The organism is Streptomyces sp. NBC_00859 (genome assembly GCF_045161865.1).
In the GTDB taxonomy this organism is placed as follows: domain Bacteria; phylum Actinomycetota; class Actinomycetes; order Streptomycetales; family Streptomycetaceae; genus Streptomyces.
The window spans coordinates 4882980-4900113 of sequence record NZ_CP108826.1 but is presented as its reverse complement, the minus strand read 5'-3'; the positions used below and the strand labels follow the sequence as shown (position 1 = coordinate 4900113).

Sequence of the window (17134 nt, the reverse complement as noted above, 5' to 3'; positions counted from 1 at the left end):
CCGGAGAATCAGGTGGTGGCGGGCAGAGACGGGCATCGTGCGGGTGGTGCGGGTGGTGCGGGTGGTGCGGGTGGTGCGGGTGGTGCGGGTGGTGCGGGTGGTGCGGGTGGTGCGGGGCGCAACGCGAAGGGCCCGACACGTGTCACGGGCCGGGGCTCCCCAGCGTACGACTTCGCGAAGAAGTCGGCGTGCCGTGTCAACCGGACCGGCCTCCTGACCGTATTCCTCCATGACACCTGTCCACGTCAGAGAACTGTCCACGTCCGGGGAGCCGCATGACCGTCGAGGAGTTCGAGGAGTTCTACGCTCACTCCGCGAAACAGCTGGTGGGACAGGTCTACCTGATGACCGGCGACCTCCATGAGGCCCAGGACGTGGTCCAGGAGGCGTTCGTACGGGCCTGGGGCCGGCGGTCCGCGCTGTACCGCGAAGCGGGCCCCGAGGCGTGGATACGAACGGTCGCCTGGCGGCTCGCGGTGAGCCGCTGGCGCAGGCGCGGCCGGAGCGCCGATGCCTGGCGCCGTCACAGCGACACCCGCCCCTCGACCGCGCCCGAGCCCGATCCGGGCACCGTCGCGATGGTCTCCGCTCTGCGGCAGCTGAGCGAGCGGCAGCGTCGGGTGGCGGTGCTGCACTACGTGTGCGACTTGACCGTCGAGCAGGTGGCCGCCGAGACGGGGATATCGGCGGGGACGGTCAAGACCCATCTCTCCCGAGCCCGCGCTTCGCTCGCGCCGCATCTCTCCGAGGAGGAGCACGGTGTCTGAGACCGAGTACCAGCACCCGTACGAGTACGGCCGCGCGAACACGAACAGCGACAGGAACGAGCCGAACCACCAGAACGGCCGGAGCGGGCAGGGAGAGCCGCACGGGCCCGGCCACGGGGCCGACCGCGCCCTGGCCCGCGCGATGAAGCAGGCGGCGGAATCGGCGGGCCGCACGGCGGTGCCCGTACCTGCCGCACTCGTCTCGGCACGGGGCGCCAGACGCAGGCGCCGGGTCCTGGCATCGGCCGCCGCCACCACCGTGTGTGTCCTGGCCAGTGGTGTCGTGGTGGCCGTGCTGCAGCTCCAGCCCGGCGCCCCCGCGCTCCCCGCCGCGCCACCGAGCCCGCGCCACTCCCCGCGCAGCGAACGCCCGAGCCTGCCCCCCGGCCCGGACACACCGCCGCGTACCACCGGCGCCAGGCCCACCGGCACCGCGAGGACGACCCCCACAGCGCCGGTGACCTCACCCCCGTGGTCGCCCTCACCCACCTGACCCTCCGTCCACGCCCCCGGCGGACGCACACGCCCTCCCGGCCCGGCAGGGCGGAGCCGCCGGCGGCCGCGTCGGCGGACATCGGCGGCAGTGTCGGGCAACCGGGCGGACCGGTATCCGAGCGGACATCCGGGGCGCCGGACACGGCCCGGCCCCGGCAGACGCGCCTGGCGCCCACCGGGGCCGAACCTTCCCCGTTCCCCGTATCCCCCATCCCCGCATCCCCCGGCACTTGGCCCCCGGACCAGTCCGAACAGGACGGAGCAGCCTGGGCCGAGGCGGGCTGAACCGCTCCATTCCGAGTCGGTCCGAGACGCTCCACGCCCTGCCGAGTCGGCCCAGACCGTTCCGACCGCTCCGAGTCGGACCGAGTCGAGTCGGTCCAGCCGGGTTTCGCCCGGCCGGGCCGTGCAGCCCGCCCGAGACCGTCAGCCGGTCGCGCTCGTCAGTCGGTCGCGATCGCGTTCAGCACGTTCATCCGGCCCGCCCGGAACGCCGGGATCAGGGCGGCGAACAGGCCCACGAACGCCGAGGCCACAAAGACCGTGCCGATCGTGGTCCACGGGATCTCCAGGACCCCCATGCCCTCCAGGGCGAGGATCTTCTGGGCCGATGTGCCCCAGCCCATCCCGAGCCCCAGGCCGAGCAGTGCGCCGAAGAGCGCGATGACCACCGACTCCAGCCGGATCATCCGGCGCAGCTGCCGCCGCGAGAGGCCGATCGCCCGCATCAGGCCGATCTCCCTGGTCCGCTCGACGACCGACAGGGCCAGCGTGTTCACCACACCGAGCACCGCGACGATGATCGCCAGGGCAAGGAGCCCGTACACGATGTTCAGCAGCTGTCCGATCTGGTCCTTCAGGTCCTGCTTGAAGTCGGTCTGGTCCTGCACCTTGTACTGCGGGTACCTGGCCAGTGACTTCTTCAGTCCGGCGTAAGCGGCCTTCTCCTGGCCGTCCTTGGCCTTGGCGAACATGATGACGTTCGGCGGCATCCGGTCGGCCGGCACGTACCGCGCGGCCGTCGTGATGTTCAGGTACATCGCGCCCTTGTCGACGCTCGTGTCGTCGGAGGTGATGGCCGCGATCGTCAGTTTCGCCGTCCGGCCGCTCCTGAACGCCACGGACATGGTGTCACCGACCTTGATGCGGTGCTTCTTGGCGTAGGCGTCGCCGACGGACATGGCGTCCTTGCCGTACGCCGCCGAGAGGTCGCCCGCGACGGTCTCGCGCCGCAGGTCCTGGGCGTACGTCGGGTCGGCTGCGATGACGGACTCGTCCTCGCTCTTCCCGTCGGGCGCGGTCAGTCTGGAGTCGAGCGCCTTGTAGTTGGTGACGTGCTCGATACCGGGCGCCGTTGCGAGAGCCTTCTGGGCCTGCGGCACGATCAGCTGGCCGCTGCTGCCCTGGACGATGAAGTCCGCGCCGACCGACTTGTCGAGCTCGTCGGTGGCCGAGGCCACCATCGACGAACCGACGACCGACAGACATGCGACCAGCGCGAGCCCGATCATGAGAGCAGCGCCCGTCGCCCCCGTGCGCCGCGGGTTGCGCAGCGCGTTGCGCTCGGCCATCCGCCCGACCGGGCCGAACATCCGCAGCACGACGGAGCTGATCCCACGGACCACCACACCTGCGAGCAGCGGGCCGATGACCACGAAGCCGATGAGTGTGAGGACGACGCCGAGGCCGAGGTACAGCGACCCCTGACTGGACTTGTCCGCTGCGGCCGCCCCGAGCAGAGCCGCCGCACCGGCGCCGGTCAGCACCAGACCGATCGCTGCCCTGAGCCGTCCCGCCCTGCCGTCGGCGGGCATCCCGGAATCCCGCAGTGCGGCCATCGGTGAGATCTTCCCGGCCCGGCGGGCCGGTACGTACGCGGCGACGATCGTCACGATGACACCGAGCAGCATGCCGACGACCGGAGTCGTCCACTTGACCGTCAGGTCATCCGTGGACAGCTCCATGCCGACGGCGCTCATCACCTTCATCAGCCCGACCGCGAGGCCGACTCCGGCGCCGACACCGAGGATCGAACCGAAGACACCGAGCAGCAGCGCCTCGACCAGCACCGAGCGGTTCACCTGCTTGCGGCTGGAGCCGAGGGCTCGCATCAGGCCGATCTCACGGGTGCGCTGGGCGACCAGCATCGAGAAGGTGTTGATGATCAGGAAGATGCCGACGAGGAAGGCGATCCCGGCGAATCCGAGCATCGCGTACTTCATCACGTCGAGGAACGAGCCGACCTGGGAACGGTTGGAGTCCGCGTTCTCCTTCTGCGTCTCGAACTTGTACGGGCCGTGCAGCACCGCTGCCACGTTCTGCTTCAGCCGGGCGTCACTGACACCGGACTCGGCGTTGACCGCGATGCTCGTGAAGAGGCCCGTCCCGCCGAGCAGCTCGTGCTGCGCGGTGGCGGTGTCGAAGTACACGACGGCCGCACCGGGGTTGGTCACCTTGAACGCGGCGATACCGCAGATGCGGGCCCTGGTGTCACCCGTGACGGAGATGGTGCGCAGCTCGTCACCGAGCCTGAGGTGATGCTTCTTCGCCGTGTCCGCGTCGACCATCACCTCGGTCGGGCCGCGCGGCGCATGGCCCGAGGTGATCTCCATCGACTTGGTCTCGTTGGCCGTCCAGTTGCCGGCGATCGTCGGAGCGCCGTTGCTGGAGCCCATGTCCTTGTTGTGACCGTCGACGACCGTCACGCTCATGCTGGTGACCGAACCCTGCGCCGACCGCACCCCGTCGGCCTTCGCCACCTGCCGCACCGCTGATGCGGGCAGCGACTTCGGCTTGGCGTTCTGATTGCTGTCTGCGGCGCCCTTGGCCGTCTTGGGGCTGACGGTGACATCCGCCGCGGTGGCGGCGAAGAGCTTGTCGAACGTGCTGTTCATGGTGTCGGTGAATACGAGCGTGCCGCACACGAAGCCGACCGACAGCAGGACCGCTACGGCGGAGAGCGCCATCCGCCCCTTGTGCGCGAGGAAGTTGCGCATCGAGGTCTTCCAGACGGTCATGACGTCCGCCCGCGCGCGTCGAAGTCCTTCATCCGGTCGAGGACCTGGTCGGCCGTGGGGCCGTACATCTCGTCCACGATCCTGCCGTCCGCGAGGTAGAGCACCCGGTCCGCGTACGAGGCCGCCACCGGGTCGTGCGTGACCATCACGATGGTCTGGCCCAGCTCGGAGACCGACTTGCGCAGGAAGCCGAGCACCTCGGCGCCGGCACGGGAGTCGAGGTTGCCCGTCGGCTCGTCACCGAAGATGATCTCGGGCTGTGCGGCCAGCGCACGCGCCACGGCGACCCGCTGCTGCTGCCCCCCGGAGAGCTCCGTCGGCCGGTGCTTCAGCCGGTCCGCGAGACCCACGGTCTCCACGACCTGACGCAGCCACTGAGCATCCGGCCTGCGCCCCGCGATGTCCATCGGCAGCGTGATGTTCTCGATGGCGTTGAGCGTGGGCAGCAGGTTGAACGCCTGGAAGATGAAACCGATACGGTCCCGGCGCAGCTGGGTGAGCTTCTTGTCCTTGAGCCCGGTGATCTCGGTCTCGTCCAGATGGATCTGCCCGCCGCTCACCGTGTCGAGACCGGCGAGGCAGTGCATCAGCGTCGATTTGCCGGAGCCCGACGGGCCCATGATCGCGGTGAACTGGCCCCGGGCGATGTCCACATCGACGTGGTCGAGCGCGACGACCCGGGTCTCCCCCGTCCCGTACGCCTTGACGACCTGACGCGCTCGCGCGGCAACGGCCGTACGCCCTCCAGTGCCCCCGTGCCTGGGAATGGTCACAGCCGTTGTCACGGTAAGTCTCCTATGTCGGTCCCGCCGTACTTGTCGGCAGGTACGTATGAAGTCTGTCGATCCGGGCATCCGGGCGCACTGGTGCACGTCTCCGCATTCGCCCTGGGGTTTTCCCCACCCCCGCCGCTACGGGCGGCCATAAACAAACGCTAAGGAACAGCCCGCCCCGTCACGTCCTCCGCCGGGACGAACGCCGCCGGGGCATAAGTCGGGGTCGGTCCCTAGGGGGCCTCCGCCTCCAGGAGGACCGGCCCTCAGGGAAGACCGGCCCTGACGCCGCCGGAGGCTCAAGGGCGGCGCGCCCGGCGGCCCCGGAAAGATGTACGGGGAACGCGGTGTGGGCCACGCACCGCGGGCACGGGGCACAGCCACCGCACCGGAACATCAACCTGAAACCGGCCAGGGCCTGTTGGGTCGGCCGTGCCGTACGCCTTCTCCGCCCTCGCACACAGTGGCTCTGTTCACGAGAGCGGGTTCTGACGCGCTTTCGCGCGGGAATCTCCTGCTACACAAGTCCTCCTGGCGTGGCCCCACACAGCGGGCCGCCGTTCCGTTCGAGTGGCCAGTGAGCGGCGGTGACACGGCCTACGCTCCGGCCATGACACCGGAGTGCTACACGTGCAGCCAGGAGGCCCGCCTGGACGGGTCACCACTCAGCGAGCGGATCGCTTCGATCAGCATTGGCGGGTGGTTCACGCTTTCGACACCGCTCTCCCCGGCCGGCTCGTCCTGCTGCCTCGGCGCCACGTCACAGCGGTGCATGAACTCACCGACGCCGAGGCAACAACGCTGGGGACGTGGCAGGTGCGGTTGTCCCGAGCACTCCACGATGTGACGGGCTGCGTGAAGACCTATGTGGCACGGTTCGCCGAGGCCGAGGGCTTCGCACATGTGCACTTCCACGTGATGCCCCGCATGGCCAGCCTGTCTCCGGAACTGCGTGGACCAGGTGTATTCGAACTACTCAGGCGGCCCGCACAACAACGAGTGGCAGCTGACCTGGTGGATGGAATCGCGCGCTCCCTCCACACCCGGCTCAAGCCGCCACCTGAACGCTCAGTGACCAATCACGGAAACTGAGCGAGGGCCCGTTTGCCTGTACGGAGCCACCCACGGCAGGGACCGGCCCCGTAGCCATGTCCGAAGCGCGGGCCCGCGCCACGCCGACGGCACTGGAACGGCGAGGTGCCTCCGTGCCCCCCGAAGCACGGGACCGCAGCACCGCGCGCACGGGCCTCCCCGCGCTCACCGGTCAGCTCGACCTGGTCCGGCGTGGCCCGGCAGCACCGGCCTGAAGCGCCGGCGCGGCCGAAGCGCTCCCCCCACCGCCCCCGAGCGACGCCTGCGGCCCCGCCCCTCCCAACCGCGCGGCGTGGGGGCAAGGGCCACAGCTCAGCTGCCGTCGGCGGCCGTCGCCTTGCCCGTCAGCGAGGCCAGGCTGCTCCGCACATGGGACATGTGCGCCCGCAGCTCCTCCTGCGCCTCACCGTTCTCGCGGAGCACCCGCTCCGTCTCGCGCTCCGTCCGCTCCGCACGCACACCGGCATGCGCGATCAGCTCCGCCGCCCGCGCGTCCGCGTCCTCCTGACCGTGCCGCGCCGACTCCTCCGTCGCCGCCAGCACCCGGTGCGCCTCCGCGAGGCGGGCCTCGGCGCGGGCGATCAGATCCGCGTGACGGGCATCGAAATCACTTTCCCTGGCGGCCAGTTCACGATCGGCCGCATCGGCGCGCTCACCGTGCTCCTTCTCCAGCTCCGCCAGCGCCGCCGCAGTACGCTCACGCATCTCCCGCAGCACACCCAGCGCCTCGGCGCGCCACAGCTTCGCGTCCTTGCGCGATCCGATCCGCAGCTCTTCGGAAGTCCCCTGCGCCGCGGCCAGCACCTGCTGGGCGTGCGCCTCCGCGGCAGCCAGAGCCGCGTCAGCGTCCGCACGCGCCGCGTCCCGCAGCGTCCGCTCCGCCGCACCGACCTCCTCGTGGAGCAGCTGCGCCGCCGCCAGCGCATCACTGTGCAGCCCGGCGGCCTCCTCCGTGACCAGCGCGATCAGCGTCCGGGCCCGCTCACCCAGCGTCTCGTACGTCTGCGGGGCGAGCCCGGCCACCCGCTCGGCCAGCGCCGCCGAGTCGGCCTCCATCTCCTTCATGAGTACGGTCAGCCGCGCCGCGCGCTCCCACGCCCCGTCCCGTTCGTCCGAGAGACCCGCGACGAACCCGTCGACCTGCTCGGGCCGGTACCCGCGGCCCCGCACGCCGGTGAAGCCATGAGGTGACACCGCTGCTGAACTCATCCTTCAAGCCCCTCTTCGAACACGATGCGAGACAGGACGCTCCACGCGGCCCGGCGCACATCTTCGTAGATCATCGCGAAATGCCCATACCGCGACACTCCGCCCATCCCATCCCCCCAGGATGCGGTACCCGGCGCAGGAAGTCGGCATCGCCGTCCCAGACGGCTGATTTCGGACCCAAATCCGCCGGGGAGGACCCGCATCCGTACGCCAGGACCGGCCCCGGCCCCGTATGCCCGCCTCCCGGACACACGGCAGCCACCGGCCGGTACCCGCGCACACGGCAGAGGCGCCCGGCCGCGAAATCTGCGGCCGGGCGCCTCGAACGGCGTACCGGAGCGTGCCAGGATCTACGCCGGACGCGTCAGATCAGCCCGTCCCACATCTGCTCCAGCAGGACCGACCACCAGCTCTCCGGCGAACCGAGCGCCGCCGGATCCAGCATCATCAGCTGCGCCTGGAAATCAACCGTCCACCGGCCCGCCTGTTCCGGATTGAGGCCGAAGCGCAGCCGCCACATCCGGCCCAGCAGCGCCAGCGACCTTACGAACTCGGGCAGCCCGGAGTTCACGAACTGCGGCGCCACCGGCTGACCGCCCGGCCCCGCCTCCACCGGCACGGCCACAATATTCGCCGTCCCGTACTGCACACAGATCGCCCGGCCGAAGTCCGAACCCATCACCAGATACGAGCCCGCGTCCGACGCGGGCTGCACCTGACGCTGCGCAGCCAGCTCAGCAAGCGTCGGAACGGGCTGCCCCGGCACCGCCTGCGCCCAGAAGAACGGCCCGAAGTCCACCGGCAGCCCGGCCCACACCAGCGTCTGCGCCACGACCTCCGGCACACCCTGGCGGGACACGGCCCGCTGATCGAAACGGAAGACACCCTGCGGCCCGAACGCCTGCACCAGCTCGTGCGCGACGCCCTCAGGCGGGATCGGCGGCACCGGCTGCACCGCCGGCAGCGGAGCCCGCACCGGGGCCGGCCGCGCCGGACCGTCCGCGACCTGATGCAGCTCACCCTGATGAGTCAGCAGGTGCTGCATGCCCTGCTGACGGCTGGCGTGGTCCCTGCCGTACGGGGCGACGCTGGTGATCCGCACCTGCGGCCAGGTCTCCCGGATCATCCGCGCGCAGTACCCACCGGGCAGCTCACACGACTCCAGCTCGGTATGCAGCTCGATGACCTGCTGCGGCGGCACGTTCATGGCCCGCAGCTCATGCAGCATCTGCCACTCCGGGTGCGGCGTGCCGGGCGCCGAACGGCGGATGAGCTGCTGCTCGGACCCGTCCTGCGCGCGGTAGCGCAGCACGGCCTGATAGCCGGGGCCCACCGTCGGCACCCCGCTGGGGGGCTGCTGCGGATACCCGTACGCGGCGCCCTGCGGCGGCGGCACCGGACCCGGCGGCGGCACCGGACCGGGCTGCGGAGCGCCCACTCCCGGACCGGCCAGCATGGTGGCCGCGTGGTGCACATCCCCACCGCCACCCCCACTGGAAGGCGGACCGGCCTGACCCGGCCGGCCCGGCGGGCCGGGCGGCTGGGGCGCACCCGCACCGGGCATGCCGGGCGGCCCCGGAGGCTGGGGCGGACCACTCGTAGGCCTGGCCCCGCCGAGACTGCCCTGGCCACCGAGACTCGGGCCCGCCAGCATCGTCGCGGCATGGTGCACACCACCACCCGCACTCGCGCCCGGGGGCGGAGGCGGACCGGGCGGGCCCGGCGGCTGCTGACCATGAGGCTGCGGGGCGCCGGGCGGACCGGGCTGCTGCGGCCCTTCGGGGCCGAGGTTCGAGACCATCTGAGTCCGTACGTAACCCTCGGCCGGAACACCCGGCGGCAGCGGCGGAGCCGCGTCCGGCCGCGCACCCGGGGTTCCCGGAGCACCGGGCGGGGGCGGCGTGGTCACACCGCTGCCCCGAGCGCCCCGGGGTACCCGCGGGGGCGCCACGGCCTTACTGGTCGCGGCGTCGGAGATATCACCTGAGCCGGACGCGCCGTCCGGCCCAGGACCGGGGACCCGGCCCGGAACCTGCCCGGCCGCGAACGGTCCGGGCACACCCGGCTGAGGCGCCGGAACCTGCGACGGCGGCTGGGGCAACGGCTGCGGCTGCGGCTGAGAAGGCTGCTGCGGCTGAGAGGGCTGCTGCGGCGGCTGCCCGGACCCGTCGAGCGCGGGCGCGACCGTCGTCCTGGGCAGTCCACTGCCACCGGACATCAGCGCCGTCCGGGCCTCGGGTGCCACACCGGACGGCGGGGAGCCCTCGTCGTCCGAACCCGCCAGCGGCGGTGCGAAAACCGTCGCCGGCAGCGGAACCGAACCGTCCGCACCCCCGGGAGCACCGTTGGTGTCGGTCCCGGCCCAGGGAGTCCCGTCCGCCGGAACACCCTCATTGGCAGTGGGCTCGTGTTCCCCATCGGCCCCACCAGAACCACCGGCCCCACCAGAACCACCGGCCCCACCTGAACCGGAGGGCACCCCGGAGCCAGTGGACCCGCCGGCACCGGCGGACACACCCGACCCACCTGAACCACCTGCGTCCGGCCAGGACGGCGACACACTGCCGTCGGCCGACGGCGAACCACCCGACGTACCCCAACTACCGCCCGCAACCGGCACACCGGCACCCTGCCCGGCCCCGGCCTCCGAACCGGGCCCCGCCCCGGACCGGCGGTCGGGAATCCCCAGCTTGTCCGCCGCGTCCTGCAACCACTCCGGCGGCGTCAGCAGGAACGACGTCTGATTCAGATCGATCCGCTGCGGCGGCTCCGGCGCAGCAGGCGCTTCGCCCGCCACCCCGTACTCCTCCTCGTACCGCCGGACCACCTCACCCACCGGCAGACCGGGCCACAGCGTCGCGTCACCGCCATCACGCGCGATCACCAGCCGCTGCCGGCCACCACCGCCCGAAGGACCATCGGCCCGGTCCTCCGCCCACACCACGAAACCGAGCTCGAACTCCCGCACCCGCACCTCACGGTGCTGATACGCGGGCACGTCCCCGTTGACCCATTCCTCCGCGCGCTCCTGCGCCTGCGCAAACGTCACCATCGGCTCTTCACCCCTCGGCCGGGACCGGGACGGCCTGCGCGAAGCCGCCGTCTACCATCAGGTTCGCCACTGTCTCCAGCTCCGGCGGATTGCCCGCGAGACGCTCCAGGAACGCGTCGAAATCCTCACCGCACGGCAACAGCAGCCGCTCCACCCGCTCCGGCGGCGGCCACGCGTCCTGGTCGCGGGCATCGTCGTACGCGCAGAACCAGACCGTGCCGATCCCGCCGCCCTTGACCTTCACCGCGACGATCCCGCCCTGGACGAAACCGACCGCCAGGTAATCCTTCGTCAGATGGTCCCGAAGACACTTGTTGACGTACACCAGGTCATTGACCGCAGCCTCGTCGCGCACCGTGAAGAACGGCTGGTCCACCAGCAGCCCCAACTCCGCGTCCAGCGCCGTACCGACCGGCGCACACCCACCCGCCGCCTTGAGGAACGACCGGTACGCGGCAGGCAGCCGGTACCCCAGATCCTCCTCGGCAGCCAGCACCAGCTGCTCGCCGACCGCCGCCGAACCCCTGGGCAGACCGAAATGGACCGGCCGGGTGTCCTGCAGCGGACGCGTACCCCGCTTGTTCTGATCGACGGCCGCCGTCGCGAGCCCTCCGTGATGCCGCAGCAACGCCTTGACCTCGACCGGCACAAGCTCCAGCCGGCGCGCACCCGGCACGTGGTGCCAGGTCCAGCCGTGCGGCGTCGCGACCGCCGGGATCGTGTCCCACAGCTCGTGTCCCGAAGCCGCCAGCGCGGCATTGGCCGACACATAGTCCGTGAGCCGCAGCTCATCGACGCCGAACCCCTCGGGCGGATCCGCTATCTCCGCGGCCGCACGCGCGTAGGGCGAGAAATCCGGAAACCCGTTCCCGTCCACCCGCACCCCACGAGGGTGGCGCGCGGCCCGGACCGGGTCCGGGAAGCTTACGAGCTGCCCGGCATAGGCCGCGTTCGGTGGCGCGGCTTGATGCCCGAGCCGACCTGTCGTCATGGCGGTTGCCCCCTGCTGCGAATGGCTTGGAACGACAGCCTATGCGGTGGTGCAAGGGGCGGACCCGCCCCACCACCGCACAGCCGGACACCTGCCCGCCGGCGTAACGGACGGTCACGTTCGAGTGACCGGGAGCCGATACAACACCCCGATCACAGGCCCCAGCTTCCCCACCCGGCGCCCCATTTGGCAGGCTGACCCCGCAACACGGGGGCGCAACACCGGCGGCAGCCGCCGCGGGGTGGGAGGGGTAGCACGACCATGCACACCGCACAGACACCACAATCGCCACAGACCGGGCCGCCCGGACCGACCGGAACGCCGGGACCGTCCGGCGACCCACGCCTGCGCTGGAGCAGTGCCGAATCCCGCCCGCCCGAACTCCGCCACCGCAGGGACGGCATCCTCCCCACAGTCGCAGCCGCGCTCTCCGTACGCGGAGCCGACACCCTCACCTCCACCGCCGGCAAGGCCGACCAGCCGCCCACGCTCCACCCGCTCGTCCAGGACTTCCTCACCACTCTCACCAGCGGCCAGCGCGAACGGTTCACCGGCCGCTGCCCCGAAGCGATCCTGCTCTCCCGCCACCTCACCGCCGTCGAGGGAACCCGCTCCAGACGAGCCGCCCGCAAACCCCTCACCAACGGCGAAGCACGCCGCACCCTGAAGCACGCGAAAGTCACCGCCCGCCACATCCGCGAGGACGGCGACCCCCTCCACGGCAACTACGCACCCCCCTGCCGCTCCTGTACGGCGATGCTCGCCCACTTCGGTGTACGCGCAGTCGACCCGACCACCGAGAAGGGCTGAACCACCGCCGATGCCGCCGCACCCGCAGGACGTGCCGGACGCACCCGCCACCCCGAGCACCCGCTTCCCCGAAACCGTGGACGCCGCACTCCGCGAAGCAGGCTGGCTGCCGGGCCGCTGGGACATCAGAGGCGCCGAACAGTGGGCCGACACCCTGCGCGCCCACGTCTCACCCGCCGGCCACCAGCACGCGGTCTTCCCCGCAGCCGTCGAAGCCTGGGCCGAATTCGGCGGACTGCGCATCACCGGCCCCGCACCCGGACGCCAGACAGCCCCCGCCCCGGTCAGGATCGACCCGCTCAGTGGCCTGCACCTCGCCCGCACCCTCGCCGACCTCGGCCGCGCACTCGACACCGAGATCGCCCCGCTCGGCGAGGAAGGAGACGGCCGAGCACTGCTCGCGATCGACTCCGAAGGACGGATCTACAGCATCGACCACACCGGCGACTGGTACCTGGGCCACGACATCGACCAAGGCCTCGCCACCCTCATCACCGGCCTCCAGCCGGTCAGGCTCGGCTCCGGATAGCAGCCCGGCCCACGGCCACGCCCCCGCGACGTCCTACGCCCATCGCGTCACCGCCCCCGTCACGTGACCGCGTCCCGCCACCCCGGCACGCCCGTCACGTCCCCAGGTCCGTGACCTCGGCACGCCTGTCACGTCGCCGTGTCCGTACCCCCTGCACGCCCGTCACCCCTGCACGCCCGTCACGCCACCACGTCCGTGACCTCGACACGTCCGCCACGTCGCCACGTCCGTCACCCCTGCACGCCCGTCACCCCTGCACGTCCGTCACGCCACCACGTCCGTGACCTCGACACGTCCGCCACGTCGCCACGTCCGTCACCCCTGCACGCCCGTCACATCGCCGTGTCCGTCACCTCGGCACGTGCAACAGGCCGACGCTCCGGCAGGACCGCCGACACCCGGAACCCCCCGGCCTCCGTGTGCCCCGACACGAACACCCCGCCCAGCGCGGTCACCCGCTCCCGCATCCCCAGCAACCCGTTCCCCCCGCTCGGCAGTCCCGCGTCGGCCGCCCCGGCATCCGAAGGACCGTTCTCGATCTGCAGAGCGACCTCGGTCCCCCGGTGCGCGAGCCGTACCCGCGTCTTCGCCCCCGCAGCATGCTTGTGCACATTGGTGAGCGCCTCCTGAACCACCCGGTACGCGGTCTGCTCGACCAGCGCGTCGTACGGCCCGGCCTCGCCCTCCACCAGCAGCTCCACCACCATGCCCGCGGCCCGCGACTCCCCGACGAGCACCTCCAGCTCATCCAGGCAAGGACCGTCCTCCCCCGCCGCCGCGGCAGCCGCGGCCGCCGCGACCCCGACAGCCGCCAGCGGAACCGCCGCCGGGACACGCACCGCCTCGCCCGAACGCAGCACGCCGAGCATCTCCCGCAACTCGGTCAGCGCCTGCCGCCCCATGTCCCCCACCAGCGCCGCGTTCTTCGACGCCTTCGCCGGATCCTTCAGCGCCACCGCCTGCAGCGCCGCCGCATGCACCACCATCAGACTCACCCGGTGCGCGACCACATCGTGCATCTCCCGCGCGATCCGCGTCCGCTCCTCGGTGCGCGCCCATTCGGCCCGCTCCTCCGCCCGGTCGGCCAGCAGCGAGAGCTCCCGCTCCAGACTGTCGGCCCGCTCCCGCAAGCTCTCCATCAGCCGGCGCCGCGCCCCTATGTACAGGCCGAACAGCACAGGCGGGGCCGTCAGCCCCAGCGACATGAAGACCGACCCGAGCACCACGAACAGCGGCCCCGGACTCCCGTCCTCGGCGCCCACACCGTGCCGCAGCCGTACGAACGTGACGATGAGCGTGCCGACCGTCGCCATCACGGTCAGCACACCGGTCAGCCGGCGCGGCACGTCGGAAGCGGCGAGCGTGTAGAGCCCGATGATGCCCATCAGGAAACCCATCTGGGCAGGCGTCGTGGCGATCGACACCAGCACCACCGCGATCGGCCACCGCCGCCGCAGCACCAGTACGAATCCAGCCAGCAGCCCGAACACCACCCCGAACGGCACGGGCAGCCCGGCCTGCCCGGAGAAGTCCACACCCTCCAACCCGCACTCAAGAGCCGAGACGACGCCCAGCCCCACATCCAGCGCGGCACCGCGCCGCCGCTCCCACCACCACCAGCCACGGGTGGTCAGCCCCGTGGCCGTGGCGTCCTGCGCCCCCGTTGCGGTCATGGCATCCAGCCTACGGGCGGGCGCTCTCCCACCCCACGAATTTCGATGCGGGAGGTTACGTGCAATACGCCCCGATCACTCGATCCAGTGAATCGAGCAGACTTTCGAACCGGACGTCCGCATTCCGGACGAGTCTGTTCATGTGACCGATATCCGCAGCGAAAACAGCAAGTACTCCGACTTCGAAGGACTGCGCGAACAAGCCATCGCGCTGCGCCGGGAGGGGCTCAGCCGCCGCCAGATCCGCGACCGTCTCTTCGTCGACAACAACGACATCCTCAACCGCCTGCTGCAGGGCGAGCCCGCCCCCGAGTGGACCAAGCGCCCGAACGCGAAGGACGACCTCCGCGCAGAGGCCCGCGAACTCAGGCTGCAGGGCATGACGTACGACCGGATACAGGTGGAGCTGGGGTGCTCCAAGAGTTCGATCTCCCTGTGGGTGCGGGATCTGCCGAAGCCTCCCCGGCGGACACGGGAGGACGCCTCGGCGATCGCCAAGCGCGGCTGGGAGGCCACCCTTCAGCGGCGCGAGGTGGAGCGCCGGCAGACCAAACAGGCGGCCACGGACGAGATCGGCGCGATGTCCGAGCGGGAGCTGTTCATCATTGGGGTGGCCCTTTACTGGTCCGAGGGGACCAAGGACAAGCCGCATGCACGGCGCGAGAGGGTCGCATTCATCAACAGCGACCCCGGCATGATTCAGGTGTTCCTGGCCTGGCTGGATCTCCTCGGAGTGGACCGCGAACTACTCCGTTTCCACGTGACGATTCACGAGTCGGCCGATGTGCTCGCCGCCGAGAAGTACTGGGCGGCTCTCGTGGGGAGCGACACCTCGTCGTTCGGCAAGACCACTCTCAAAAAGCACAACGTGAAGACCCTGCGCAAGAACATCGGCGCCGACTACCGCGGCTGCCTCGTCGTCCAGGTTCAAAAAAGCGCTGATCTTTACCGTCGCATTGAAGGCTGGTGGTACGGCATAGTAGATGCCAGCGTTTTGGTCGGCGGGCGTTCCTTGCCTGGCTGACGCGCGTTCCGCCGTAGTGTAATCGGCAGCACGGCATCCTTTGGAGATGTTCGGTCTAGGTTCGAGTCCTAGCGGCGGAGCAATACGCGGTTCGGGTCCTGACCTCCCAAGGTCAGGACCCGCCCCCTGTCCACCCCCCGGCCCCCCGGTATTCTGCGGACGTCCACCACCCGCACCCGAAGGGCACCACCGTGAGCGCCAATCCCCCCCAAGGTCTCGGCTCCGCGCGAACAGGGGGAGAGGCCCCCTTGGCCGCCGTCGTCGTTCTCGCCGCAGGTGCGGGCACCCGGATGAAGTCGGCCACCCCGAAGGTCCTGCACGAGATCAGCGGGCGCTCGCTCGTCGGCCACGTCGTGGCGGCCTCCCGTGAGCTGAAACCCGAACAGCTCGTCGTGGTGGTCGGACACGAGCGCGAGAAGGTGCAGGCCCACCTCGCCGAGGCCGACGCGGGCGTACGCACCGCCGTGCAGCAGGCCCAGAACGGCACCGGGCACGCCGTCCGCACCGCACTCGAAGAGCTGGGCGCCGCCCCCGAAGGCACCGTTCTCGTCGTCTGCGGCGACACTCCGCTGCTCACCGGTGCGACGCTGTCGGCGCTCGCCGCCACGCACTCCACCGACGGCAACGCCGTCACCGTGCTGACCGCCGAGGTCCCGGACGCCACCGGGTACGGGCGCATCGTGCGCGACCACGCCACCGGTGCGGTGATCTCGATCGTCGAGCACAAGGACGCGTCCGAGGCCGAGCTGGCGATCCGGGAGATCAACTCCGGGGTGTTCGCCTTCGACGGGCGGCTCCTCGCGGAGGCGCTGGGCAAGGTCCGTACCGACAACAGCCAGGGCGAGGAGTACCTCACCGATGTGCTCGGCATCCTGCGGGCCGCCGGTCACCGGGTCGGTGCGTCCGTCGCGGGTGACCACCGGGAGATCGTCGGGATCAACAACCGGGTGCAGCTGGCGCAGGCCCGTGCCCTGTTGAACGCCCGGCTCCTCGAGCGGGCGATGCTGGCCGGGGTGAGTGTGATCGACCCGGCGTCGGTGTTCATCGACGTGACGGTGACGTTCGAGCCGGACTCGGTGGTCCATCCCGGTACGCAGCTGCTCGGCACGACCCATCTCGCGGAGGGTGCCGAGGTCGGCCCCAACTCCCGGCTCAAGGACACCGTGGTGGGGCCGTACGCGCGGGTGGACAACACGGTGGCGGACGGGGCGGAGGTCGGGGAGCGTTCGACCGTGGGCCCGTACGCCTATCTGCGGCCCGGTACCCGGCTGGGTACGAAGGGCAAGATCGGGACGTACGTGGAGACGAAGAACGCCACGATCGGCGAGGGCTCCAAGGTGCCTCATCTCTCGTACGTGGGGGACGCGACGATCGGTGAGTTCAGCAACATCGGCGCCGCGAGTGTCTTCGTGAACTATGACGGACAGGACAAACATCACACGACGATCGGGTCGCACTGCCGGACCGGCTCGGACAACATGTTTGTGGCTCCCATCACGGTCGGGGACGGTGTCTACACCGCGGCGGGCTCCGTGATCACGAAGAGCGTCCCGGCGGGTGCACTGGCTGTCGCCCGGGGCCAGCAAAGGAATATCGAGGGTTGGGTGGCCAGGAAGCGTCCCGGAAGTGCCGCCGCGCAGGCCGCTCAGGCCGCGTCCGACGAGCCCGGTGGCGAAAGCTGACCGGAAACACGTGCGTTCAT

At 70.9% G+C, this 17134-nt stretch carries 13 protein-coding genes and 1 tRNA gene; 8 read left to right on the top strand and 6 right to left on the bottom strand.

Going from position 1 to position 17134, the window contains the following annotated elements:
• Positions 1-275: 275 nt before the first annotated feature.
• A complete protein-coding gene (locus OG584_RS21440; protein ID WP_405780101.1) occupies positions 276-767 on the top strand; it encodes a SigE family RNA polymerase sigma factor in 492 nt (163 codons plus the stop codon).
• Entirely contained in the window at positions 760-1260 is a 501-nt protein-coding gene (locus OG584_RS21435) for a hypothetical protein (RefSeq protein WP_405780099.1), read from the top strand. The genes OG584_RS21440 and OG584_RS21435 overlap by 8 nt, the downstream gene beginning before the upstream one ends.
• 445 nt (positions 1261-1705) lie before the next feature.
• Here OG584_RS21435 and OG584_RS21430 read toward each other — a convergent pair whose 3' ends face one another.
• Positions 1706-4279, bottom strand: a complete 2574-nt coding sequence (locus OG584_RS21430; protein WP_405780097.1) for an ABC transporter permease — start codon at positions 4277-4279, stop codon at positions 1706-1708.
• Positions 4276-5064 (bottom strand): ABC transporter ATP-binding protein, encoded by a 789-nt coding sequence (locus OG584_RS21425; RefSeq protein ID WP_405780095.1) that lies wholly within the window; start codon positions 5062-5064, stop codon positions 4276-4278. The genes OG584_RS21430 and OG584_RS21425 overlap by 4 nt, the downstream gene beginning before the upstream one ends.
• A gap of 687 nt (positions 5065-5751) precedes the next feature.
• Between OG584_RS21425 and OG584_RS21420 the strand changes: the two genes are divergently transcribed.
• Complete coding sequence (locus OG584_RS21420) at positions 5752-6144, top strand: HIT family protein (RefSeq protein ID WP_405780094.1); 393 nt, start codon at positions 5752-5754, stop codon at positions 6142-6144.
• Between the two features lie 312 nt (positions 6145-6456).
• Here OG584_RS21420 and OG584_RS21415 read toward each other — a convergent pair whose 3' ends face one another.
• The 3 genes from OG584_RS21415 to OG584_RS21405 form a co-directional block, all read right to left on the bottom strand.
• Positions 6457-7353, bottom strand: a complete 897-nt coding sequence (locus tag OG584_RS21415; RefSeq protein WP_405780092.1) for a cellulose-binding protein — start codon at positions 7351-7353, stop codon at positions 6457-6459.
• A 364-nt stretch (positions 7354-7717) separates the two neighbouring features.
• The gene (locus OG584_RS21410) at positions 7718-10405 is read right to left on the bottom strand and encodes an SUKH-4 family immunity protein (protein ID WP_405780090.1); all 2688 of its coding nucleotides are present in this window, start codon (positions 10403-10405) and stop codon (positions 7718-7720) included.
• A gap of 7 nt (positions 10406-10412) precedes the next feature.
• A complete protein-coding gene (locus OG584_RS21405; protein WP_405780089.1) occupies positions 10413-11396 on the bottom strand; it encodes an HNH endonuclease in 984 nt (327 codons plus the stop codon).
• Positions 11397-11657: 261 nt separating this feature from the next.
• Between OG584_RS21405 and OG584_RS21400 the strand changes: the two genes are divergently transcribed.
• Complete coding sequence (locus OG584_RS21400) at positions 11658-12206, top strand: YwqJ-related putative deaminase (protein WP_405780088.1); 549 nt, start codon at positions 11658-11660, stop codon at positions 12204-12206.
• Between the two features lie 10 nt (positions 12207-12216).
• Positions 12217-12735 (top strand): SUKH-3 domain-containing protein, encoded by a 519-nt coding sequence (locus OG584_RS21395; protein WP_405780086.1) that lies wholly within the window; start codon positions 12217-12219, stop codon positions 12733-12735.
• A 332-nt stretch (positions 12736-13067) separates the two neighbouring features.
• On the opposite strand, the gene OG584_RS21390 is transcribed toward OG584_RS21395, so the two are convergent.
• Positions 13068-14408 (bottom strand): sensor histidine kinase, encoded by a 1341-nt coding sequence (locus OG584_RS21390; protein WP_405780085.1) that lies wholly within the window; start codon positions 14406-14408, stop codon positions 13068-13070.
• Positions 14409-14550: 142 nt separating this feature from the next.
• Between OG584_RS21390 and OG584_RS21385 the strand changes: the two genes are divergently transcribed.
• The 3 genes from OG584_RS21385 to glmU all read left to right on the top strand — a co-directional run bounded on the left by OG584_RS21385 (position 14551) and on the right by glmU (position 17114).
• Positions 14551-15432, top strand: a complete 882-nt coding sequence (locus OG584_RS21385) for a hypothetical protein (RefSeq protein WP_405780083.1) — start codon at positions 14551-14553, stop codon at positions 15430-15432.
• Between the two features lie 7 nt (positions 15433-15439).
• Positions 15440-15512: transfer RNA gene (locus OG584_RS21380), tRNA-Gln, on the top strand.
• Positions 15513-15680: 168 nt separating this feature from the next.
• On the top strand, positions 15681-17114 hold the full coding sequence (gene glmU / locus OG584_RS21375; protein ID WP_405780082.1) for a bifunctional UDP-N-acetylglucosamine diphosphorylase/glucosamine-1-phosphate N-acetyltransferase GlmU: 1434 nt from the start codon (positions 15681-15683) through the stop codon (positions 17112-17114).
• The last annotated feature ends 20 nt before the right edge of the window (positions 17115-17134 follow it).

Bases quoted from the DNA above. Each gene is read 5' to 3' on its own strand.
- OG584_RS21415 (WP_405780092.1), bottom strand. From the start codon at position 7,353: ATGAGTTCAGCAGCGGTGTCACCTCATGGCTTCACCGGCGTGCGGGGC.
- OG584_RS21395 (WP_405780086.1), top strand. From the start codon at position 12,217: ATGCCGCCGCACCCGCAGGACGTGCCGGACGCACCCGCCACCCCGAGC.
- OG584_RS21405 (WP_405780089.1), bottom strand. From the start codon at position 11,396: ATGACGACAGGTCGGCTCGGGCATCAAGCCGCGCCACCGAACGCGGCC.
- OG584_RS21400 (WP_405780088.1), top strand. From the start codon at position 11,658: ATGCACACCGCACAGACACCACAATCGCCACAGACCGGGCCGCCCGGA.
- OG584_RS21440 (WP_405780101.1), top strand. From the start codon at position 276: ATGACCGTCGAGGAGTTCGAGGAGTTCTACGCTCACTCCGCGAAACAG.
- OG584_RS21410 (WP_405780090.1), bottom strand. From the start codon at position 10,405: ATGGTGACGTTTGCGCAGGCGCAGGAGCGCGCGGAGGAATGGGTCAAC.
- OG584_RS21390 (WP_405780085.1), bottom strand. From the start codon at position 14,408: ATGACCGCAACGGGGGCGCAGGACGCCACGGCCACGGGGCTGACCACC.
- OG584_RS21430 (WP_405780097.1), bottom strand. From the start codon at position 4,279: ATGACCGTCTGGAAGACCTCGATGCGCAACTTCCTCGCGCACAAGGGG.